This is a genomic window from Mycobacterium sp. BK086 (genome assembly GCA_004362315.1).
In the GTDB taxonomy this organism is placed as follows: domain Bacteria; phylum Actinomycetota; class Actinomycetes; order Mycobacteriales; family Mycobacteriaceae; genus Mycobacterium.
Window position 1 is genome coordinate 1,590,384 of record SNWL01000003.1, and the last position, 20,914, is coordinate 1,611,297.

At 66.6% G+C, this 20,914-nt stretch carries 21 protein-coding genes; 7 read left to right on the forward strand and 14 right to left on the reverse strand.

Annotated elements, in window-relative coordinates; genetic code table 11:
• Window positions 1–216 (reverse strand): biotin/lipoyl-binding carrier protein, encoded by a 216-nt coding sequence (locus EV580_RS07915; protein WP_005140556.1) that lies wholly within the window; start codon window positions 214–216, stop codon window positions 1–3.
• A 117-nt stretch (window positions 217–333) separates the two neighbouring features.
• Here EV580_RS07915 and EV580_RS34620 point away from each other — a divergent pair, with 117 nt between their 5' ends.
• Window positions 334–408: a 50S ribosomal protein bL37 gene (locus EV580_RS34620; protein WP_085976028.1), complete on the forward strand. Its 75-nt coding sequence runs from the start codon at window positions 334–336 to the stop codon at window positions 406–408.
• A 44-nt stretch (window positions 409–452) separates the two neighbouring features.
• Here the strand turns inward: EV580_RS34620 and rsrA are convergent, their stop codons facing one another.
• Together rsrA and EV580_RS07930 are read right to left on the reverse strand one after the other, a co-directional pair.
• Window positions 453–764 (reverse strand): mycothiol system anti-sigma-R factor, encoded by a 312-nt coding sequence (rsrA, locus tag EV580_RS07925; protein WP_133690491.1) that lies wholly within the window; start codon window positions 762–764, stop codon window positions 453–455.
• On the reverse strand, window positions 761–1,396 hold the full coding sequence (locus tag EV580_RS07930; protein ID WP_166654652.1) for a sigma-70 family RNA polymerase sigma factor: 636 nt from the start codon (window positions 1,394–1,396) through the stop codon (window positions 761–763). Before EV580_RS07930 ends, rsrA begins: the two co-directional genes overlap by 4 nt.
• Window positions 1,397–1,636: 240 nt before the next feature.
• Here EV580_RS07930 and EV580_RS07935 point away from each other — a divergent pair, with 240 nt between their 5' ends.
• Together EV580_RS07935 and EV580_RS07940 are read left to right on the forward strand one after the other, a co-directional pair.
• Window positions 1,637–2,125, forward strand: coding sequence for an aminoacyl-tRNA deacylase (locus EV580_RS07935; RefSeq protein WP_183502663.1), 489 nt, complete (start codon window positions 1,637–1,639; stop codon window positions 2,123–2,125).
• A gap of 9 nt (window positions 2,126–2,134) precedes the next feature.
• Window positions 2,135–2,983: an SDR family oxidoreductase gene (locus tag EV580_RS07940; protein ID WP_133690493.1), complete on the forward strand. Its 849-nt coding sequence runs from the start codon at window positions 2,135–2,137 to the stop codon at window positions 2,981–2,983.
• Here EV580_RS07940 and EV580_RS07945 read toward each other — a convergent pair.
• From EV580_RS07945 to EV580_RS07960, 4 genes are read right to left on the reverse strand one after another with little or no spacing between them, the layout of a single operon-like run.
• The gene (locus tag EV580_RS07945) at window positions 2,980–4,737 is read right to left on the reverse strand and encodes a diguanylate cyclase domain-containing protein (protein ID WP_133690494.1); all 1,758 of its coding nucleotides are present in this window, start codon (window positions 4,735–4,737) and stop codon (window positions 2,980–2,982) included. The genes EV580_RS07940 and EV580_RS07945 overlap by 4 nt on opposite strands.
• Window positions 4,738–4,796: 59 nt before the next feature.
• Window positions 4,797–5,963, reverse strand: a complete 1,167-nt coding sequence (locus EV580_RS07950) for an NDMA-dependent alcohol dehydrogenase (RefSeq protein WP_133690495.1) — start codon at window positions 5,961–5,963, stop codon at window positions 4,797–4,799.
• Window positions 5,964–5,988: 25 nt separating this feature from the next.
• Window positions 5,989–7,527 carry an aldehyde dehydrogenase family protein gene (locus EV580_RS07955; RefSeq protein WP_133690496.1) on the reverse strand — a complete coding sequence of 513 codons (1,539 nt, stop codon included), beginning with the start codon at window positions 7,525–7,527 and terminating at the stop codon, window positions 5,989–5,991.
• A 55-nt stretch (window positions 7,528–7,582) separates the two neighbouring features.
• Window positions 7,583–8,347, reverse strand: coding sequence for an SOS response-associated peptidase (locus tag EV580_RS07960; RefSeq protein ID WP_133690497.1), 765 nt, complete (start codon window positions 8,345–8,347; stop codon window positions 7,583–7,585).
• A 75-nt stretch (window positions 8,348–8,422) separates the two neighbouring features.
• Between EV580_RS07960 and aroA the strand changes: the two genes are divergently transcribed.
• Genes aroA through EV580_RS07975 form a run of 3 tightly spaced genes read left to right on the forward strand, consistent with a single transcriptional unit; the run spans window position 8,423 to window position 11,584 of the window.
• Window positions 8,423–9,709 carry a 3-phosphoshikimate 1-carboxyvinyltransferase gene (gene aroA / locus EV580_RS07965; protein ID WP_133690498.1) on the forward strand — a complete coding sequence of 429 codons (1,287 nt, stop codon included), beginning with the start codon at window positions 8,423–8,425 and terminating at the stop codon, window positions 9,707–9,709.
• Window positions 9,706–10,695 (forward strand): ribosome small subunit-dependent GTPase A, encoded by a 990-nt coding sequence (gene rsgA, locus EV580_RS07970; protein WP_133690499.1) that lies wholly within the window; start codon window positions 9,706–9,708, stop codon window positions 10,693–10,695. Before aroA ends, rsgA begins: the two co-directional genes overlap by 4 nt.
• Window positions 10,696–10,735: 40 nt before the next feature.
• A complete protein-coding gene (locus tag EV580_RS07975) occupies window positions 10,736–11,584 on the forward strand; it encodes an aldo/keto reductase (RefSeq protein ID WP_133690500.1) in 849 nt (282 codons plus the stop codon).
• Between the two features lie 4 nt (window positions 11,585–11,588).
• On the opposite strand, the gene EV580_RS07980 is transcribed toward EV580_RS07975, so the two are convergent.
• The 6 genes from EV580_RS07980 to EV580_RS08005 form a co-directional block, all read right to left on the reverse strand.
• A complete protein-coding gene (locus tag EV580_RS07980) occupies window positions 11,589–12,101 on the reverse strand; it encodes a GNAT family N-acetyltransferase (RefSeq protein ID WP_133690501.1) in 513 nt (170 codons plus the stop codon).
• 33 nt (window positions 12,102–12,134) lie between these two features.
• Entirely contained in the window at window positions 12,135–13,370 is a 1,236-nt protein-coding gene (locus tag EV580_RS07985) for a fatty acid desaturase family protein (RefSeq protein WP_133690502.1), read from the reverse strand.
• Window positions 13,371–13,440: 70 nt separating this feature from the next.
• Window positions 13,441–14,589 (reverse strand): ferredoxin reductase, encoded by a 1,149-nt coding sequence (locus EV580_RS07990; protein WP_133690503.1) that lies wholly within the window; start codon window positions 14,587–14,589, stop codon window positions 13,441–13,443.
• Between the two features lie 62 nt (window positions 14,590–14,651).
• Window positions 14,652–15,164, reverse strand: a complete 513-nt coding sequence (locus EV580_RS07995; RefSeq protein ID WP_502703912.1) for a DUF6912 family protein — start codon at window positions 15,162–15,164, stop codon at window positions 14,652–14,654.
• A gap of 9 nt (window positions 15,165–15,173) precedes the next feature.
• On the reverse strand, window positions 15,174–16,028 hold the full coding sequence (ppk2, locus tag EV580_RS08000) for a polyphosphate kinase 2 (protein WP_166654611.1): 855 nt from the start codon (window positions 16,026–16,028) through the stop codon (window positions 15,174–15,176).
• 15 nt (window positions 16,029–16,043) lie between these two features.
• A complete protein-coding gene (locus tag EV580_RS08005; RefSeq protein WP_133690504.1) occupies window positions 16,044–17,453 on the reverse strand; it encodes a WS/DGAT/MGAT family O-acyltransferase in 1,410 nt (469 codons plus the stop codon).
• A gap of 178 nt (window positions 17,454–17,631) precedes the next feature.
• Between EV580_RS08005 and EV580_RS08010 the strand changes: the two genes are divergently transcribed.
• The gene (locus EV580_RS08010) at window positions 17,632–18,093 is read left to right on the forward strand and encodes an Rv3235 family protein (protein ID WP_133690505.1); all 462 of its coding nucleotides are present in this window, start codon (window positions 17,632–17,634) and stop codon (window positions 18,091–18,093) included.
• A 6-nt stretch (window positions 18,094–18,099) separates the two neighbouring features.
• On the opposite strand, the gene secA is transcribed toward EV580_RS08010, so the two are convergent.
• Complete coding sequence (gene secA, locus EV580_RS08015) at window positions 18,100–20,880, reverse strand: preprotein translocase subunit SecA (RefSeq protein WP_133690506.1); 2,781 nt, start codon at window positions 20,878–20,880, stop codon at window positions 18,100–18,102.
• Window positions 20,881–20,914 lie beyond the last annotated feature (34 nt).

A 20,914-nucleotide genomic window follows, 5' to 3' on the forward strand; every position in this document is an offset into this window, starting at 1 on the left:
CTAGTCGATCACGGCAATGAGGTCGCCGGCCTGGATGACATCGCCGACCGCGACGCTGACCTCGGTCACGGTGCCGCCGACTTCGGCCAGCACCGGGATCTCCATCTTCATTGACTCCAGAAGCACCAGGGTGTCGCCCGCGCCGATCTGGTCTCCCTTGCTGACCACGACCTCGAGCACACTGGCCACGATCTCGGCGCGAACATCCTCGGCCATCTTCACCCTCACTCTTCGCTCGTCTAGCGGCTCTATCGAACCACAACACCGGGTGGTCAAAGGTGCGATGGGGCCGTGAGACACTGTATGCAGCGTCAAATCATCTGGAGGTACATCATGGCCAAGCGTGGCCGTAAGAAGCGCGATCGCAAGCACAGCAAAGCGAACCACGGCAGGCGTCCCAACGCCTGATACACAAAGTGCCCGGCAGCTGCCGGGCACTTTTGTTTGCGCTGCTATCCGCGCCGGATGATCGTGGTCTGACTGATCTGCAGGCGCACCCGCTCCAGCAGGTGCTTAGGCGCCGTGTCGCCACTGCACCGCGACGCGACCAGCTTCTTGATGCGCTCCTCGATCCCGTAGTGCTGCAGGCACGTCGGGCACTCCTCCAGGTGGTGGCGAAGTCGGTCCTTCGTCTCGGCCGTGCACTCACCGTCGAGCAGCGTCCACACCTCGGCGATCACCGCTGCGCACTCGGGATGGTCCGGATCCACCGGGCCGACCGGCGGGCGCCACATCTCGTCGTCGGATACGTTCTCGTCGCTCATGACGACACCTCCTCCGGCGCGTCCTCCGCCTGGCCGCGGTTGAACCCGCGTTCCTTGGCGACGTCGGCGAGCAGGGAGCGCAACTGGCGCCTGCCTCGGTGCAGCCGGGACATCACCGTCCCGATCGGGGTATCCATGATTTCCGCGATCTCCTTGTAGGGGAAGCCCTCGACATCTGCGTAGTACACCGCCATCCGAAACTCCTCCGGCAATGCCTGCAGAGCTTCCTTGATCTCGGTGTCCGGCAGCAGTTCGAGTGCCTCGACCTCGGCAGAGCGCAACCCCGTTGAGGTGTGCTCGGCGTTGGCCGCCAACTGCCAGTCGGTGATCTCCTCGGTCGGATATTCAGCCGGCTGGCGCTGCTTCTTGCGATAGCTGTTGATGTACGTGTTCGTCAGAATCCGGTACAGCCACGCTTTGAGGTTGGTGCCCTCGCGGAACGAGCGGAACCCGGCATAGGCCTTGACCATGGTTTCTTGCAGCAGGTCTTCGGCGTCGGCCGGATTGCGGGTCATCCGCAGGGCACCGCCGTAGAGCTGGTCCAGAAGCGGGATCGCGTCACGCTCGAAGCGTGCGGTCAACTCCGCATCGGACTCCTCGCGAGCGGGAGCCTCGGTGTCGATATCGGTCATCGTGGGTGACACAGTCCCTTCTGCCGCGGTGCTCCAGAGCTCCGGCAGCGGTATCGGACGGATGAGAAATGCGGGTGCCTGCTCATGCGACATCATGCAGACTGCGACTGACACCGGACTTCTCTCCTTCCGATCCTAAGGCTGTGACCAACAGTTTTTACGATCGCGGGCTCTAAGAGCTGCGATCACCGTCCATAACAGGATTTCTCACCGGGCTATTTCCCGCTGTTAACTGTGGCGGTGAGTCGTGCCGCAACGCCCGCGATCGCCACGCTGGTGGCAGCCGGTGCACCGCATGAGGTGCTGCGTTACCACCATGACCCGCGGTCGCAGTCCTATGGCGACGAGGCGGTCGCCGCGCTGGCGGGTGATTCGCTGGTAGCAGAACAGATCTTCAAGACACTGGTCATCGCGTCGGGATCGGTGCTCGCGGTGGCGGTCTTGCCCGTGCCGTGGAAGCTGTCGCTGAAAGCCGCCGCGGCGGCACTGGGCCTGTCCAAGGTCGCGATGGCCGACCAGGCGGCCGCCGAGCGCGCGACGGGCTACGTGCTGGGCGGGATCTCGCCGCTGGGTCAGCGCAAGCGACTCCCGACCGTGGTGGACGCGTCCGCGCTGGGCTTCGAGCGGGTGCTGTGCAGTGCGGGCAAGCGGGGCTGGGATGTGGCGCTGGCGCCGCAGGATCTGGTGCGTCTGACGCAGGCGGTCACCGCCGATATCCGCGCGGTCTAGGGTGACGGAATGTCCTTCTCCGGCAAGACCATGTTCATCTCCGGCGCGAGCCGCGGCATCGGCCTGGCGATCGCCAAGCGCGTCGCGGCCGACGGGGCCAATATCGCTCTGGTGGCCAAGACCACCGAGCCCCACCCGAAGCTGCCGGGCACCATCTACACCGCCGCCAAGGAAATCGAGGATGCCGGCGGCCAGGCCCTGCCGATCGTCGGCGATGTCCGCGACGGTGACTCGGTGGCCGCCGCGGTCGCCAAGGCCGTCGAGCAGTTCGGCGCCATCGACATCTGCGTCAACAACGCCTCGGCGATCAACCTCGGCTCGATCGAGGAAGTACCGCTCAAGCGCTTCGATCTGATGAACGGCATCCAGGTGCGCGGCACCTACACCGTCTCGCAAGCCTGCATCCCGCACATGAAAGGCCGGGAGAACCCGCACATTCTCACCCTGTCCCCGCCGATCCGGCTGGAATCGCAGTGGCTCAAGCCGACGCCGTACATGATGGCCAAGTTCGGAATGACCCTGTGCGCGTTGGGTATTGCCGAAGAGATGCGCGAGGCCGGGATCGCATCCAACACACTGTGGCCGCGCACCATGGTCGCCACCGCGGCGGTACAGAATCTGCTGGGCGGCGACGAGGCGATGGCACGCTCCCGCAAACCCGAGGTCTACGCCGACGCCGCCTACGCGGTTCTGAGCAGGCCGTCCCGCGAATACACCGGACAGACGCTGCTGTGCGAGGACGTCCTGCTGGATTCCGGCGTCACGGATTTGTCTGTCTACGACTGCATTCCGGGCTCCGAGCTGGGCGTGGACCTGTGGGTCGATACGCCGAACCCGCCTGGCTACACGAATCCCTAACCCGCAACGACGGCGTTGCGGCCCGTCTCCTTGGCCCGGTACATCGCCTCGTCGGCCCGCGCTGTCGCCGCAGTCGCATCCTCGCCGGGAATGGCCAGGGTCGCGCCAATGCTCAAGGTGGCGTGGATGATTCCGCCGGGATAGTCGATCGGTTCGGCGGCGCGACTGCGGATCGCCTCGGCGACCGTCGCGACCTCGTCGAGGCTGCGGACGCCGGGCAATAGGACGAGAAGCTCGTCACCACCTGTCCGCCCGACCGTGTCACCGTGGCGCACGCTCTCCTGGATCCGCGCTGCCAGGGTGGCGAGCACGATGTCGCCGACCGCATGCCCGTAGGTGTCGTTGATCCGCTTGAATCCATCGACGTCGCAGAAGAGTACGCCGATGTGCTGGCCGTCCACCCGTGGGCCGGCCAGCGCCGACTCCAGGCGCTCGATGGCCTCGCCACGGTTCGCCAAGCCGGTCAGGACGTCGAAACGGGCCAGTTGCTCCAGGCGCCGCTCGAATTCGACCTGGTCGTCGACCACCCGCAGGGCGGCGATCACGCCGTCGTCGTTCCCCTCGGCGTCGACGTACGGCTTGGACCGGCAATCGACCCAGTGGAAGCCGCCGTCGCTCGCGTTGATCCGGAATCTTTCGACCGGGGATTCCCCTGTGCCACTTCGCTGCTCACCGATATTCACGAACGCGGCATCGTCGGCGTGGACGTGGCTGCTGAAATCGGACCCGATCCACGATCCGGGCGCATCGCCGAACGTGGTCTGTATCGACGGCGAGGTCCACACCACCTGCGCACCGCGAAGGTGAACGACCGCATCCACCGCGTTCTCGGCAAGAATGCGATAGCGCGCCTCGGCGTCCTCGCGCTGCCGGATCAGCAGCGACCTGTCGATCAAGAGTCGCTGTTCGCGTTGGCTGAGATAGAACACCGCCACACCGATGACGACCGCGCTCATCGATATCGACAACGCCCACACAGCGTCCTCGCGTACGCCGACAGCCAGGAAGGCCAATCGGGACAACCCGGTGACGATGGGCAGGGCGGCAAACAGCGCCATCATCCGCACGAGCGCGCGGCCATCGGGCCGGGTCAGCAACCAGGCCACCGGATTCCAGTCGGGTCGCGCCGCAAGGGCTGCCACGACCACCAGCGCCAAGCCGACGGCGGTCGCGATCCCCATACCGTTCGAGGGCGCCACCACGACCACAGACAACGTCTGCATGGTGTAGCCCGTGATGACGAAGAACAGCACCGCGACCGCCGCCGTCAGGCCCACTGTCCTCGCCACCCGAGCCCATCGACGATCCACGCGCGTCAACCCGACTGCAATCGCCAGCAGCAGAACCGTCACGGCGGTCTGCGGGCTGGGACGGCCGGGCCAGGTTCGCTGCAGGGTACTGACGTTGCCCGGGAACCAGAGCAGATCCAGGCCGAATGTCCGGCGGGTGAGGTACTCGGCGAGGACGGTGATGACGACCGCCGCGGCCGCCGCGGCCAGGCCACGTCCCACCCAGACTCGATTACCTGACGGCTGCCCCGACTGAACCAGGACCCCGGCCGCCAAGGTTGCCAGCAACAGGGCCGTCCAGGGCGTCATCTGCGGCCAGGAGCGAAAAATCCGTGTCAGGCCTTCGTTGCCGGTCGCCCAGCCGAACCAGTTCGACGCCGATATTCCGAACACCACCGCAAGCGCCGCACGACCGCCCCTGCGCACCAGCTTTTCCAGCTGCGCATCTGGCTCGGTCTTGGCCATCGGTCTCCCACCCGCGTGATGTGAACCGCATTCTGCCGTAGCGACGTGCAGAAGCGGCGCTAGAGGGTGAAGTCGATGACCCCGCGGAGGTTGCGCCCTTCGCGCAGATCCGTGATCGCGTCGTTGATCTGGTCCAGCCGGTAGCGCCGGGTCACCAGCTCGTCGAGCTTGAGACGTCCGCTCTGATAGAGCGACAGCAACTTCGGGGTACTGGCTCGCGGGTTCATCCCGCCGTAGAGCAGACCCTTGAGTTGCTTGCCGTACTGGATCATGTCGACGAGGATCAGCGGGACCGACGTCTGGCTCATCCGCGGCATCGCCGTCATCAGGCAGGTGCCGGCCTTCCCGGTCAGCAGCACCCCGGCACCCACGAGATCCTCGTCCAGCACGGCCGGTGTGAGGACCACCCGGTCGGCCATGGCGCCCAGCGTGAGGTCACGCACCAGGGCCATGGCTTCCCATGCCGACGGCGCGGTGTGGCTCGCTCCGAATGCGATCGCCGAATCACGTTTGAACGCACTGGGATCCACCGCGATGACGTACTGGGCCCCGGCCGCACGGGCACCCTGGACCGCGTTGATGCCGACGCCGCCGGCACCGATCACGACGACCGTGTCACCGGGGCGGGTGCCGACGCCGGTGGTGCCGGATCCCCAGCCGGTCGCCACCCCGCACGACACCAGCGCCGCGGCGTGAAACGGGATGGACTCGTCGACTTTGATCACCGATTCCTCAGCGGCGACAACGTATTCGGCGAAAGTCCCCAGTTGCGTCATCGCCGTCAGATCTTCGTCGTCGACGTGGCGCCGAGGTGTGCCGTCGGTCGTCATCCCTTTGTCGAAGAGCAGGGCGCCGGCATCGCACAGCGGGCTCATCCCGGACACGCACCACCGGCAGCTTCCGCAGGCCGGAATGAACGACGTCGATACGTGGTCCCCTGGCTGTACCGAGCGCACCCCGGGGCCGACGGCTTCGACCACTCCGGCACCCTCGTGGCCACCCACCATCGGAAAGTAGTCGGGCACCTGCGCGCCGGCCGCCTCGATGAGTGGCGCGAGCTCGGGCCCGGCGACCCCGTCGCCGGTGGCGTAGTGATCGTCGGAATGACAAATCCCCGCGACCGCCATCTTGACCAGCACTTCACCCGCACGGGGTGGGTCAAGCTCGATTTCGCAGACTTCCCAGTCTTTTCCGATCCCCCGCAGCACCGCGGCCTGACACTTCATCTCGGAACCCCCCGTTCCGCCCGGCCTACTTGCCGGGCTTGAAACCGAACCGCCGCAGTCCCTTTCCGGCGAAGGCCCGCATCACCGCAAGGGCGATCCGGCCCTGCTGGCGCGAAGACGAGTACCAGACCAGCTCGGATTTCTGAGTGGGGATCCGCGGCGCGGTGATCGCCTGCTGACGACAGAACTTGATCAGCCCACTGGGCCCGCCGGCCCGGTAGCCGATGCCAGAGTCCTTCCAGCCGCCCATCGGAAGTGACGGGCAGAAGACGTTGGTCAGCGCGTCGTTGATATTGACCGCACCGCATTCCAACCGACGGGCAACCCGTTCCCCGCGTTCGACGTCGCCGGTCCAAACGGTCGCCGAGAGGCCGTATTTGGAGTCGTTGGCCAACCGGATGGCCTCTTCTTCGTCGGCGACCTTGACCACCGGCAGCGTCGGCCCGAAGGTCTCCTCGGCGATGCAGGTCATGGACGGAGTGACGTCGGCCAGTACGGTCGGCTGGAAGAAGGTGCCGACCCCGGTGGGCTTACCGCCGGCGAGCACCCGCGCGCCGGCCGCGACGGCGTCCTGGACGTGACGGTCGACGATATCGCGCTGGGCCGCGGTGGCCATCGCGCCGGTGTCGTACTTGAAGCCCGAATCTTCTTGGCCCTGAGCGATATTGCGGACACTCTCGGTGAGCTTGCCGATGAACTCGTCGTACACCGGAGCCTCGACGTAGACGCGCTCCACCGAGATGCAGACCTGCCCGGAGTTGAACATCCCGCCCCAGGCGATGCCGTTGGCCGCGCGGTCGATGTCGGCGTCGGCCAGCACGATCGCCGGATCCTTGCCGCCGAGTTCCAGACTGAACGGGATCAGCCGCTCGGCACACGCCACCGCCACCTTGCGGCCGGTGGCCGTCGAGCCGGTGAAGTGGACGTAGTCGGAGTTCTCGATCACCGCCGCGCCGGTCTCGCCGTACCCGGTCGCCAGCCCGAGGATCGGCGGCGCACCGACTTCGGCCCAGCCGCGGGCGAACTCGACGGCCGAAAGCGGGGTCACCTCAGACGGTTTCAGCAAAACGGCGGCGCCGGCGGCCAACGCCGGCACCACATCGAGTGCCAGCATCGCCAGCGGGAAATTCCACGGCTCGATGATCCCGATCAGTGGATACGGCCGGTACACGGTGGTGAGCTTCTTGATCTTGTACAGCGGGCTGTGCGCCTTTGGGTGCGCGTCCGCCAGGAATGCCTCGGCGTTGCCCGCCCAGTAGTTGATGGAGTCGGCCAGCGCCACCGGTTCCAGGCTGGCGTCGCCGTGCGACTTACCGCTCTCCGACATCAACACCTCGGTGAGGTGGTCGGCGTTGTCGAGGATCCAGTCCTGCCACTTGAACATCCAGGCCTTGCGGCCACGCGGGCCGATGGACTCCCACTCGGTCTGGAACAGCCGCAGTTCCGCCGCCTTGGCGGCGACTGCGTCGGCGCCCACGACCGGGACGGTGCCGGACACTCTGCCGTCGGCAGGGTTGCGCACGGTGATGGTGGCTTGATCGGCCTTTGGCTCGACCGCGGTCATGGCGGTTCCTCTCGCTGGTCGGATCTCGTCTGTGAGCGTAACCGCCGCGGTCTCGCTAGAACAGGCCAACCGGTTGGTTGTGCGGATCGACCGGCTCGATCAACTCGGGCCCGTTGTTGCGGACCGCATTGACCAGGGTGGAGACCTCCCGCAGGTCGATACCGGCGATATCCGGAGGCGCCGCCAGCAGGTCGGCGTCGGCAGGCTGGTCGGGGTCCAGCCAACGATCCCAATCCCGCTCCTCCACGATCAGCGGCATCCGGTCGTGGATTTCGGCGAGCTCCCCCACCGCGTCGGTGGTGATGATCGTGCAGGTCAGCAGCGGCGACGCCTCGTCGTCCTTCTTCCAGACCGACCACAGCCCGGCCATGAACAGCGGTTCGTTGTCGGCCCGGTGCATGTAGAACGGCGTCTTGCGGGACTTCTTGCCGGCCGGGGTGTCCGGATTGGGCTTCCATTCGTAGTAGCCGTCCATCGGCACCAGGCAGCGCTTGCTCTTCGCCGACGCCCGAAATGCCGGTGAGCTGGTGATCTTCTCGGCACGCGCGTTGATCAGCAGTGGGCCCTTGGTCTCCGGCGTGCCGTCGGCGGTCGCCTTGACCCACGGGGGCACCAGACCCCACCGCATCAGCCGCACCCGGCGGGTCGGGGTGTCGTCCGGTTCGGAATGGCGGCTGACCACGGTCGCGATGGTGGCCGTCGGGGCGACGTTGTAGTTGGGGCCCCGGGCCTCCTTGGCGGCCTCGGTGGCCTCGTCGATGGCGTGGATCTTTTCGGCCAGCAGCGCCGGGTCGGTGGTCACCGCGAATCGTCCGCACATGCCTCCATCGTGACGCAAAGTTCGATAGGCGGCCTCTGCCGAGGCCGACCGCGCCGACAGGGCAGGATGTAAGCCGTGAGCACCGAGCTGTGGGCAGCCCCGTCGACGACGAGCGCCGTGCAGGCCCGCGTGACGGTGCCCGGCTCGAAATCGCAGACCAACCGCACCCTGGTGCTCGCGGCCCTGGCCGCCGCGCAGGGTCAGGGTGACTCCACGATCAGCGGCGCGCTGCGCAGCCGCGACACCAACCTGATGATCGGCGCGCTGCAGGCACTCGGCATCGAGGTCACCGGGGCGGGCGCCGAGCTGACGATCGGCGGCACGCTGGCGCCCGGGCCGCAAGCCCGCATCGACTGCGGGCTGGCCGGCACCGTGCTGCGCTTCGTGCCGCCGCTGGCCGCACTGAGCACGTCCGTCGTCGAGTTCGACGGTGACGAGCAGGCCCGGACACGGCCGATCGCTCCGCTGCTCGACGCACTGCGCGGGCTCGGCGTCGACATCGACGGCACCGGGCTGCCGTTCTCAGTGCGCGGTCGCGGAGCTGTCAGCGGCGGCACCGTCCACATCGACGCCTCGGGTTCGTCGCAGTTCGTCTCGGGCCTGCTGTTGTCGGGCGCGGCATTCACCGAGGGCCTGACCGTCGTGCACACCGGGACGTCGGTGCCGTCGGCGCCCCATGTCGCGATGACAGTGACGATGCTGCGCGAGGCCGGCGTCGACGTCGACGACTCGGTGGCCAACCAGTGGCGGGTGACGCCGGGACCGATCGCGGCGCGGCACTGGGATGTCGAGCCCGACCTGTCCAACTCGGTGCCGTTTCTGGCCGCGGCTGTGGTGACCGGGGGCACGGTGGGTATCACCGGCTGGCCAATGGCCAGCGTGCAACCCGACGACGCCATTCTTGGCATCCTGAAACTTCTCGGAACCACTGTGCACCAATCGGATTCGGTGCTCGAGGTGCGGGGCCCGCAGTCCTACGCCGGTTTCGACGTCGACCTACATGACGTGGGCGAGCTCGCTCCTGCCGTCGCGGCGCTGGCCACCCTTGCCGAGACCGGCTCGGTATCACGGCTGTCCGGTATCACGCATCTGCGCGGCCATGAAACCGACCGGCTGGCCGCGCTGCGCGCCGAAATCACCGGCCTGGGTGGCGATTGCGCCGAAACCGATGACGGACTGGTGATCACAGCCACTCCCCTGCGGGCCGGCACCTGGCACTCCTACGCCGATCACCGGATGGCGATGGCGGGTGCGATCGTCGGGCTGCGGGTACCCGGCGTCACGGTCGAAGACATCGGCACGACCGCCAAGACCCTGCCGGACTTTCCGGCCATGTGGACCGAGATGGTGGGCCGCGGTTGAGCCCTCGCGAGTACGACGAGTCCGACGTCAAGATCAGGTCGGGCCGTGGCTCGCGGCCCCGCACCAAGACCCGTCCCGAGCACGCCGACGCGGTGTCGGCCATGGTGGTCACCGTCGATCGCGGTCGCTGGGGCTGCGTGCTGGAGGGCGATCCGGACCGACCCGTCACCGCGATGCGCGCCCGCGAGTTGGGCCGTACCCCGATCGTCGTCGGCGACCAGGTCGATGTCGTCGGTGACCTGACCGGCCGGCCCGACACCCTGGCCCGGATCGTGCGCCGCAGTGAACGACGAACGGTGTTGCGCCGCACCGCCGATGACACCGACCCCACCGAACGCGTCGTCGTCGCCAACGCCGATCAGTTGCTGATGGTGGTCGCGCTGGCCGACCCGCCGCCACGAACCGGGCTGGTGGACCGGGCGCTGATCGCGGCGTACGCCGGCGGGATCCGGCCGATTCTGTGCCTGACGAAGACCGACCTGGCACCGGCCGAACCGTTCGCCGAACAGTTCGCGGATCTGGAGCTGACGGTGCTCACCGCCGGCCGGGGTGATCCGCTCGACGAGGTAGATGAGCTGTTGGCGGGGCAGGTCACCGTGCTGCTCGGCCATTCCGGGGTCGGCAAGTCGACCCTGGTGAATCGCCTTGTGCCACAGGCAGACCGGGCCACCGGCGAGGTGTCGGGTGTGGGCAAGGGCAAGCACACGTCGACGCAGTCGGTGGCTCTGCCCTTGCCGGGCGGCGGCTGGGTGATCGACACGCCGGGCATCAGATCGTTCGGCCTGGCCCACATCGAACCCGACGATGTGCTGCGGGCGTTTTCGGATCTGGCTGATGTCATCGAGGACTGCCCGCGCGGCTGCGGTCACATGGGACCGCCCGCCGACCCGGAGTGCGCACTCGACGCACTGACCGGCGCACCCGCCCGGCGCGTCGACGCCGCCCGCCGCCTGCTGTCCGCGTTGTCAGAAGGCGCGGCGTATTGATAATTGTTTGCAACACCTATCGAGAGGGCACGCCGCACACATGAGCACTGTTCCGAACTTGACCCTGAACGACGGCACCCAGATCCCCCAGCTCGGGTTCGGCGTGTTCCAGATCGCGCCCGATGAGACCGCGGCCGCAGTGCGCACCGCCCTGGAGATCGGCTACCGCCACATCGACACCGCCGAGATGTACCAGAACGAAAAGGGTGTCGGAGAAGGCGTGCGGGATTCCGGGATCGACCGCGGCGAGGTGTACATCACCAGCAAGCTCAACAACGGTTTCCACAAGCCCGACGACGCCCGGCGCGCGTTCGACAAGACAATCGAGCTTCTGGGCTTCGACTACGTCGATCTGTTCCTGATCCACTGGCCGTTGCCGGGACTCTATGACGGCGATTTCGTCTCCACGTGGAAGACGTTGGAGGAGTTCAAGAACGACGGTCGAGCCCGCAGCATCGGGGTGTCCAACTTCCAGATCCACCATCTCGAGCAGCTCGCCCGCGATACCGAGACCGTGCCCGCCGTCAACCAGATCGAGGTGCATCCCTACTTCGCCAACGACGCGCTGCGCGCCTACGGCACCGACCACACCATCCTCACCGAAGCGTGGTCCCCGATTGCCCAGGGCGCGGTGCTCGGCGACCCGGTGATCGGTGCGATCGCCGAGCGCCTCGGCAAGAGCCCGGCCCAGGTGACGTTGCGCTGGCACATCGAGCGCGGCGATATCGTATTCCCCAAATCCGTTACCCCGGCACGGATCAAGGAGAACCTCGAGATCTTCGACTTCGAGCTCAGCGACGACGACATCGACGCCATCACCGGCCTGGACAAGGGCGAGGCGGGACGTCAGGGCCCCAACCCGGACGACTTCAACTGGGTTCCGGAGTAGGAGCTCAGTCCCGACCGGCGAACTTCGACAGGTACAGCCAGGTCGGCCGGTAACCGAGACGTTCGTAGAGACGAAGGGCGTCCCGGTTGCCGGGCAGCACACCGAGCACGAGATCGTCGACACCGGATGTCCGCAAGTGCTCCTCCAACCGCGTCAGCAGCTCGGTACCCAGCCCCGATCCGCGGAATTCCGGTAGCACCGAAAGGGATTCGATCTCGCCGATCCGTGACCCGGTGGCCCAGGTGTCGGCCACCCAGGTGTCCTCGACGGCCATGACGTGCGCGAGTCCGTAGCCGATCACCCGGTCGTCGACACTCGCGATCAACAGCAGGGTGTCCGGTTTGGCGAGCAGGTCCTCATAGAGGATGCGGCGCATCTGCCACGTCTGCCCGTCACTGACATAGGGGCTCAACTCCGGCATCGTCTCGGCATGCCGGTGATGCACTGCCACCCACAAGGGTTCGACGATGTCGAGATCGCCCGCACTGCCGGTCCGCACCTGCCACGGCTGACTCACGGGATCATCATGCCCCGCAAGCACAACCGGTGGCTAGGCCGCTTTGGCCGCGCGCGTCACCCGGCGCTTGGCCCGCACGGCCGCGATGGCGGACTTGAGCCCGCGCTGCGGATCGTCGCCCAGTTCGGCGAACATCCGCTCGCTGCGGGTCTCCGGTGCGTCGTCGGCGGTGTCGCGCAGGTACTTGTCCGGCAGCGACAGTTTCGCGATCGTGCGCCAGGTCTTGGCGTACTGCACCAGGAACGGCCCGGTGGTGTAGGGCAGGTCGTACTTGTCGCAGATCTGGCGCACCCGAACCGAGATCTCGGCCAGCCGGTTGCTCGGCAGGTCGGGGTACAGGTGGTGCTCGATCTGGTACGACAGGTTGCCGCTCATGAAGTCCATGGCCCGGCTGCCCTCGATGTTGGCGCTGCCCAGCATCTGACGCAGGTACCACTGGCCCTTGCTCTCGCCCACCATATCGGTCTTGGTGAACTTCTCTGCGCCATCAGGGAAGTGGCCGCAGAAGATGATCGCGTTGGCCCACACATTGCGGATCACGTTGGCCACGGCGTTGGCGGTGGCCGTCGAACGGTAGGTGGCGCCCGGCGACAACGACGTGATCGCCGGGTAGGCGACATAGTCTTTGAGCAGCTGGCGACCGGCCTTGGCACCGAACTCGCCCACCCGGATCATGGTGGCCTTGCGGTCGTCGCGGCCCTTGAAGATCTTGCCGAGCTCCAAGTGCTGCAGTCCGACGCCCCACTCGAAGCCGATGGCCAGCAGGGTGTTGAACAGCAGGTTGCCGTACAAGTTGAACGGCTTCCACTTGGTATCGCGGGTGACCCGGATGACGCCGTAGCCGACGTCGTCGTCCATGCCCAGGATGTTGGTGTACTTGTGGTGCATGAAGTTGTGGGTGAACCGCCAGTGCTTGGACGCCCCGCTCATGTCCCACTCCCACGACGAGGAGTGAATCTCGGGATCGTTCATCCAGTCCCACTGGCCGTGCATGACGTTGTGGCCGATCTCCATGTTCTCGATGATCTTGGCCACGCCCAGGGTCACGGTGCCGGCCCACCAGGCCGATCGTTTGGAGCTGGCGGTCAGAATCAGCCGTCCGGCGATCTCCAGCGCGCGCTGGGCGGCGATGGTCCGGTGGATGTAGCGAGCGTCGCGCTCACCCCGGGAATCCTCGATGTCCTGGCGGATGGAGTCGAGTTCGACCGCCAGGCTTTCGATGTCCGCGTCGGTCAAGTGCGCAAACGCGTCAACATCACTAATAGCCATAAGTCACGCCTCCCTTCTCATGCCTACGGTACCGTAACCTACGTACCCGTAGGTTACTAGCCAGTAAACCTCAGGCATCGACGACGCAGTCGCCCGATGCCGCCGATACACACGTCTGGATCCGGGTGCCCGGCTCATGCTCGGCGCCCGTCCTCAGATCGCGGACGTGCCCGTCGACCAAAGACACCACACAGGACTGGCAGATGCCCATGCGACAGCCGAAGGGCATCCGGATCCCGGCCTGCTCGCCGGCCTCCATCAACGACGTCGCGGCGTCGGCAGCCACCGTCTTTCCGCTGCGACCGAACGTCACCGCACCGCCCTGGCCGTGTGCGGCCGCCCGCGACGCGGCGAACCGTTCGAGATGCAACTGCTCGCCGATGCCGGCCGCACGCCACACTTTCTCCGCCTCGGCGAGCATCCCCTCCGGTCCGCAGGCCCAAGTCTGACGCTGCCGCCAGTCCGGGACCACGTCATCGAGCTGGTGCAGATTCAGCCGGCCCTGGGCGCGGGTGGCCCGCACGGTCAGCCGATAGGTGTCGTGCTCGCGAGCCAGCACGGCAAGCTCGCTTGCGAACATGACGTCGGATTCGGTTGGTGCGGAATGGATATGGACGATGTCGCCGATCTGGTCGCGCCGTTCCAGCGTGCGCAGCATCGACATCACCGGGGTGATACCCGAGCCACCGGTCAGGAACAGCACCGATGCGGGCGCGGGGTCGGGCAGGACAAAGTTGCCCTGCGGCGCGGCCAGCCGCACGATCGTGCCGGGCTTGACCCCACCGACCAGATGCGTCGACAGGAACCCCTCGGGCATCGCCTTGACCGTGATCGTGATGGTGCGCGAGCGACCATGGCCGTCCGAGTGCGGGCTCGACGTCAGCGAGTACGACCGCCACCGCCAACGCCCGTCGACCAGCAGGCCGATGCCGACGTACTGCCCGGGCTGGTAGTCGAAGGTGAATCCCCAGCCCGGCTTGATCACCAGCGTCGCCGAGTCCTCGGTCTCCCGGCGGACCTCGATCACCCGCCCGCGGAGCTCGCGCGCAGACCACAAGGGGTTCGCCAGCTTCAGATAGTCGTCGGGCAGCAACGGTGTGGTGATCCGCCCCACTAAGCCACGGACCGCGTCAATCGCGGGGTTCCGACCCTCGCCGGCCACTGTCGGCCGAACCGTGTCGACCACATTCGCACTGATCTTGACCTGGTTCTTCGCCATCACGCACCTCCTACTGGCCGTTAACCTACGGTACCGTAACTTACGGTCCAGTATCGAGGCGTTCAGAGCAAATCGAGCAAGAACGGCAGTTCCTGGGTGGCATACCAGGCCAGCGCATGGTCCTGGGCGTCGCCCACGACGAACTCGGCGTCCTCGTCACCCAGATCGGCCTCGTCGATGACGGCGATCGCGGCCTTCACAGCTGGCTCTGCCTCGGCGTTGTCCACGTAGGCGGCGGCCACCCGATTGAGGTTCACCCGACCGCTGACCCGCACCACCGCGTCGTCCAGATCGGGCCGGACGGTTGCCTCCGCGTCGGCGATGACGACGGCGCGGCGCAGCGGAAGCCCTTGGGAAGATGGGTCGGACGGCACCGCCTCGGCCGCCAGCAGCCGCAGCGAGGCCAGCGCCGCCTCACCGATGGCCACCTCGGCCAGCTCCTCGTCGTCGCCCTCGGCATAGGACTCGCGCAGGGTCGGGGTGACAGCGAATGCCGTCCCGCTCAACGGCTGAAAAGATCCGTCGGCGACCAGCTGTTGCAGCATGGCCAACGTGGCCGGAATGTAGACCCGCACTACGGCAGATTAGCCGCCGTTCTCGGCATCCCCGAGCAGGGTGGACACGTGATCGTCGACATAGGTCGCCAGTTCACGCGAGGGTCGTTGGTAGTCGCCGATCGGCGGCCGTTTGGGCAGCTCGACCTTCGGGTGTCCGACGTGGTCGTAGTCGATGCTCTTGAGCAGGTGGGCCATCATGTTCAGCCGCGCATGCTTTTTGTCGTCGGACTCCACCACGAACCAGGGGCTCGCCTTCGTGTCGGTGCGCGTCATCATCTGGTCCTTGGCCCGCGAGTAGTCCTCCCAGCGGTACACCGACTCCAGGTCCATCGGGCTGAGCTTCCAGCGCCGAAGCGGGTCCTTGCGCCGAGACTTGAACCGGCGCAGCTGCTCGTCATCGGATACCGAGAACCAGTACTTGAGCAAAATGATCCCGTCGTCGAGGAGCATCTGCTCGAAGATCGGGCACTGCCGCAAGAACAGCTCGTGCTCCTCCGGCGTGCAGAAGCCCATCACCACTTCGACGCCGGCGCGGTTGTACCAGGATCGGTCGAACAGCACGATCTCACCGCGGGCCGGGAGGTGCTCGACGTAGCGCTGGAAATACCACTGGCCGCGCTCACGTTCGGTCGGCGCGGGCAACGCGGCGATGCGCGCGATCCGGGGGCTGAGGTATTCGGTGATGCGCTTGATCGTGCCGCCCTTGCCTGCCGCGTCGCGACCCTCGAACACGACGACGACCCGAGCGCCGGAGGCCTTGACCCATTCCTGCAACGACACCAATTCGGTTTGTAGCCGGAACAATTCGGCTTCGTAGATGTCCTTGGGAATCTTGCGATTGACTCTGGCGACCTTGTCACCCTTTGATTTGGCCTTGCCCACCGACGAATCTTACGTCTACTGAGCAGCTTCGAGCAGTTCCTCGAGTGATTCGGCCAGCAGTGTGGGCAACACGTCGACGTCGCTCATGGCATCGCGGTCGGCGTTGATGCCGAAATACAGCATGCCGCAATACGAGGTGACGCCGATGGCCAGCACCTGGTTGTGCAGCAGCGGCGGCACCGCGAAGATCTCCAGCAGCTTGGCGCCGGCCAGATACATCTGCGATTGCGGCCCTGGCACGTTCGTGATCAAGAGGTTGAACTGGCGCGCGTTGAACTGGGTGGCCACCCGGGTGCCCATCGCGTGCAAGGTCGGCGGCGCGAAACCGGACAGCGTAACGATCGTGCGGGCATCCACCAGACTTGCCGCCGCCGAATGTGATTCGGTGGTGTGGGCGATCTGGGACAGCCGCACCACGGCGTTGCCTTCGCCTACCGGCAGGTCGACGAGGAAGGGCGCCACCTCGCTGATGGCCTGCCCGGGGCCCGACGATTCCAGCACGGCCTCCGGGTACACCGACGTCGGCGCCATCGCCCGCACCGTCGAGCTGTTGGTCACAGGTTCACCGCGCGACAGCAGCCAGTTGCGTAGCGCACCGGCGATCACGGCCAGCACCACGTCGTTGACGTCGCACTCGTAGCGCGAGCGCACCAGCCGGTAGTCGGCCAGCGAGCCGGCGGCGACAGTGAATCGGCGGTTGCGCGAAACCTTGGTGTTCAGCGGACTGTTGGGTGCGGTGCCGCGGGCGACCGTGCGCGCGACATCGGTCAGCCGGCGCGCCAGATCGACCACTTCACCGCTGTTGCGAGCCAGCTCGCCGATCGCCGAGGTTACCGCTTGCATCTGCACCCGCGGGCGGGCCAGAAACTCCCCGACCGCGCCGAGAAGTAATTCGTTGTTCGTCGGTTCCCGGCCCGGAATCCAGATGTCCTCACCGAACGCCGGCGGCTTCTGGGTGCGGTCGGCGACGACGTGACCGACTTCGAGTGCCGTCATCCCGTTCACCAGAGCCTGGTGGGACTTGGTGTAGACGGCCAGCCGGTTCTTGGCCAGGCCTTCGATGAGATACATCTCCCACAGCGGGCGCGAGCGGTCCAGCGGGCGCGAGCCGAGCCGGGCGATGAGTTCGTGCAGCTGCGCGTCGCTTCCCGGCGACGGCAGCGCCGAGCGCCGCACGTGGTAGGTGATATCGAAGTCGGGATCGTCGACCCAGACCGGACGCGCCAGATTGAGAGTGACCTCCCGGATCTTCTGGCGGTAGCGCGGGATCTGGGGCAGGCGACGCTCGACGGTCTCCAGCAGGGTTTCGTAGCTCAGGCCGGAACGTGGCTTGCGCAGGATCGACAGCGAGCCGACGTACATCGGGGTCGAGGTGTTCTCCAAGTGATAGAACGACGCATCTGATGCTGACAACCGGGTCACCATCGTCGCGTCTATCCCCTCACCGAAGTAATCCCCGACTCCGTCTCGACACGGTAGCCGTCAACCCCCCACCCCCGCATCGCGGGTGCATACACCGATGCGACGAGTGTGCCATCATGGCGCCATCGGCTCGCCCCTCTCCGGCCGCCGGTCCCCATCGACCGATCACCGGAGAGTGCCCATGTCCTGCGTCGTCCCCGTCGTCGACTACGAGCCACCCGTCCTTCGGGCCGCACCCGAGCGGGTTCATCTGGCGCGTCCGCGCGGCGCCCCAGCACCGCGCCGGCCGGCGCCACCGACAGCCCAGCCCGCACCGCTGCGCGCGGCCGCCGGCTTCGCCGATGCGGCACTGCGACGAGTGCTCGAGGTGATCGACCGGCGGCGCTCACTGGCGCAGCTGCGACCCCTGCTGGCCGCCGGGTTGGTCGACTCGCTGTTGCCCGCGATCGCGCGCCAGGAGGGTCGCGGCGCCGCGCAGCTGCGCCGCTTGCGGATTCAGCCGGTCGGGACGGACGGATCAGTCGCCGAGGTGGCAGCCACCTACAGCCGAGACGACCGGACCCATGCCATCGCCTGTCGCGTCGAACAGGTGGCGACGCCGACTGGAGTGCGCTGGCAGGTGGTCGCCCTGCACATCGGCTAGGGGTACTTAGCCCCGCCGAATCCTGCTGCTGCTCTTGGCCTGCTTGCGAGCCGCCTCGCGACGCTCCTTGCGGGTGCTGCCCTCGGCGGCCACCGGGCGCTTAGCGCCGCCGTTGCGCTGCACCTCGGCAGAGCCGTCTTCGGCGGGGCCGGAGTAGGTCAGCTGGCGCGAGTCTTCGTCGTCAATTCCCTTGGCGTGCAACGCTGCCGGTGCCGGCTCCTGCTTGGCGGCCAGGTCGGCCAGCCCCTGCGGGGTGTCGACGGGAGCCACCGCGGGTGCCGGAGCGGCCTCCACCTGGACGTTGAACAGGAAGCCGACCGACTCCTCCTTGAGGCCGTCGAGCATGCCGACGAACATGTCGTAGCCCTCACGCTGGTACTCGACCAGCGGGTCGCGCTGCGCCATGGCCCGCAGGCCGATGCCCTCCTTGAGGTAGTCCATCTCGTAGAGGTGCTCGCGCCACTTGCGGTCGATGACGTTGAGCAGAACGTTGCGCTCCAGCTGGCGCATCGCGCCCTCGCCGGCCATCGCGGTGATCTCCGCTTCCCGTGTGGCGTAAGCCTTTTCGGCATCTTCGACCAGCGCGTCGAGCAGTTCCTCGCGGGTCAACTCACCGGCTTCGCCGACGGCGTCGGAGTCCACCAGGTCATGGTGATCGATGGCGACCGGGTAGAGCTGTTTGAGTGCGGTCCACAGCTGCTCGAGATCCCAGTCCTCGGCGTAGCCCTCGGCGGTGGCGCCGTCGACGTAGGCGGTGATGACGTCGACGAGCATGTCGTGAGCCTGCTCCTGCAGGTTCTCGCCCTCCAGGATCCGGCGGCGCTCCTCGTAGATGACCTTGCGCTGCTGGTTCATCACTTCGTCGTACTTGAGGACGTTCTTGCGGATCTCGAAGTTCTGCTGCTCGACCTGGGTCTGCGCGCTCTTGATGGCGCGGGTGACCATCTTGGCCTCGATGGGCACATCGTCGGGCAGGTTGAGTCGGGTCAACAGGCTTTCCAGCGTGGCACCGTTGAATCGCCGCATGAGCTCGTCGCCCAGCGACAGGTAGAAGCGGGACTCGCCGGGATCGCCCTGGCGACCCGAACGACCGCGCAGCTGGTTGTCGATACGACGCGACTCGTGCCGCTCGGTGCCCAGCACATACAGACCACCGACCTCGGTGACATGCTTGGCTTCTTCGGCGGCTTGCGCCTTGACCTTGGGCAGTTCCTCCGCCCAGGCCGCCTCGTACTCGTCAGGGGTCTCGACCGGGTCCAGGCCCCGCTCGCGCAGGCGGGTGTCCACCAAGAAGTCGACGTTGCCGCCGAGCACGACGTCGGTACCACGACCGGCCATGTTGGTGGCCACGGTGACCGCCCCACGCCGGCCGGCCTCGGCGATGATGCCGGCCTCCTGTTCGTGGAACTTGGCGTTGAGCACGTTGTGCGGCACGCGGCGCTTGGTGAACTGACGCGACAGGTACTCCGAGCGCTCGACGCTGGTGGTACCGATCAGGACCGGCTGGCCCTTCTCGTAGCGTTCCTGAACATCGTCGACGACGGCGATGTACTTGGCTTCCTCGGTCTTGTAGATCAAGTCGGTCTGGTCTTTACGGACCATCGGCCGGTTCGTCGGGATCGGGACCACACCGAGCTTGTAGATCTCGTGCAGCTCGGCCGCCTCGGTCTCGGCGGTGCCCGTCATGCCGGAGAGCTTGTCGTAGAGCCGGAAGTAGTTCTGCAGCGTGATCGTGGCCAGCGTCTGGTTCTCGGCCTTGATCTCGACGTTCTCCTTGGCCTCGATGGCCTGGTGCATGCCCTCGTTGTAGCGGCGGCCGATCAGCACGCGGCCGGTGAACTCGTCGACGATCAGCACTTCGCCGTTGCGGACGATGTACTCCTTGTCGCGCTCGAAGAGCTCCTTGGCCTTCAGGCAGTTGTTGAGGTAGCTGACCAGCGGGGAGTTGGCGGCCTCGTAGAGGTTGTCGATACCGAGCTGGTCCTCGACGAACTCCACACCAAGCTCGTGCACACCGATGGTGCGCTTCTTGATGTCGACCTCGTAGTGAGTGTCCTTCTTCATCAGCGGGGCCAGCCGGGCGAACTCGGCATACCAGTGCGAGGCGCCGTCGGCCGGGCCGGAGATGATCAGCGGGGTACGGGCCTCGTCGATCAGGATCGAGTCGACCTCGTCGACGACGGCGAAGTTGTGGCCGCGCTGCACCATCTCCTCGACCGAGTGCGCCATGTTGTCGCGCAGGTAGTCGAAGCCGAACTCGTTGTTGGTGCCGTAGGTGATGTCGGCGGCGTACGCAGCACGGCGCTCGTCGGGGGTGAGCCCGGACAGGATGACGCCGACCTCCAGGCCGAGGAAGCGGTGCACACGGCCCATCCACTCGCTGTCGCGCTTGGCGAGGTAGTCGTTGACCGTGACGACGTGCACGCCGTCGCCGGACAGTGCGTTGAGGTAGGCGGGAAGCACACAGGTCAGGGTCTTGCCCTCACCGGTCTTCATCTCCGCGACGTTGCCGAAGTGCAGGGCGGCGCCGCCCATCACCTGGACGTCGAAGTGCCGCTGGCTCAGCACTCGCCAGGCGGCCTCACGGGCGACGGCGAAAGCCTCGGGCAACAGGTCATCGAGGCTTTCGCCGTCAGCAACGCGCTTCTTGAACTCGTCGGTCTTGGCCCGCAGCTCGCCGTCAGACAGCTTCTCTACGTCGTCGGACAAGGTGTTGACATAGTCAGCCACCCCCTTGAGGCGCTTGACCATGCGACCTTCACCAAGGCGCAGTAACTTCTGCAGCACGTGTTTCCCCTGTGGATTGGAGGTTGAGCGCCCT

Bases quoted from the DNA above. Each gene is read 5' to 3' on its own strand.
- EV580_RS07945 (WP_133690494.1), bottom strand. From the start codon at position 4,737: ATGGCCAAGACCGAGCCAGATGCGCAGCTGGAAAAGCTGGTGCGCAGG.
- EV580_RS07940 (WP_133690493.1), top strand. From the start codon at position 2,135: ATGTCCTTCTCCGGCAAGACCATGTTCATCTCCGGCGCGAGCCGCGGC.
- EV580_RS07915 (WP_005140556.1), bottom strand. From the start codon at position 216: ATGGCCGAGGATGTTCGCGCCGAGATCGTGGCCAGTGTGCTCGAGGTC.
- rsrA (WP_133690491.1), bottom strand. From the start codon at position 764: ATGAGCGACGAGAACGTATCCGACGACGAGATGTGGCGCCCGCCGGTC.
- EV580_RS07990 (WP_133690503.1), bottom strand. From the start codon at position 14,589: ATGGCGAAGAACCAGGTCAAGATCAGTGCGAATGTGGTCGACACGGTT.
- EV580_RS07975 (WP_133690500.1), top strand. From the start codon at position 10,736: ATGAGCACTGTTCCGAACTTGACCCTGAACGACGGCACCCAGATCCCC.
- EV580_RS07955 (WP_133690496.1), bottom strand. From the start codon at position 7,527: ATGACCGCGGTCGAGCCAAAGGCCGATCAAGCCACCATCACCGTGCGC.
- EV580_RS07930 (WP_166654652.1), bottom strand. From the start codon at position 1,396: ATGACCGATATCGACACCGAGGCTCCCGCTCGCGAGGAGTCCGATGCG.
- EV580_RS08010 (WP_133690505.1), top strand. From the start codon at position 17,632: ATGTCCTGCGTCGTCCCCGTCGTCGACTACGAGCCACCCGTCCTTCGG.
- EV580_RS08005 (WP_133690504.1), bottom strand. From the start codon at position 17,453: ATGGTGACCCGGTTGTCAGCATCAGATGCGTCGTTCTATCACTTGGAG.
- EV580_RS07950 (WP_133690495.1), bottom strand. From the start codon at position 5,963: ATGAAGTGTCAGGCCGCGGTGCTGCGGGGGATCGGAAAAGACTGGGAA.
- EV580_RS07960 (WP_133690497.1), bottom strand. From the start codon at position 8,347: ATGTGCGGACGATTCGCGGTGACCACCGACCCGGCGCTGCTGGCCGAA.
- EV580_RS07985 (WP_133690502.1), bottom strand. From the start codon at position 13,370: ATGGCTATTAGTGATGTTGACGCGTTTGCGCACTTGACCGACGCGGAC.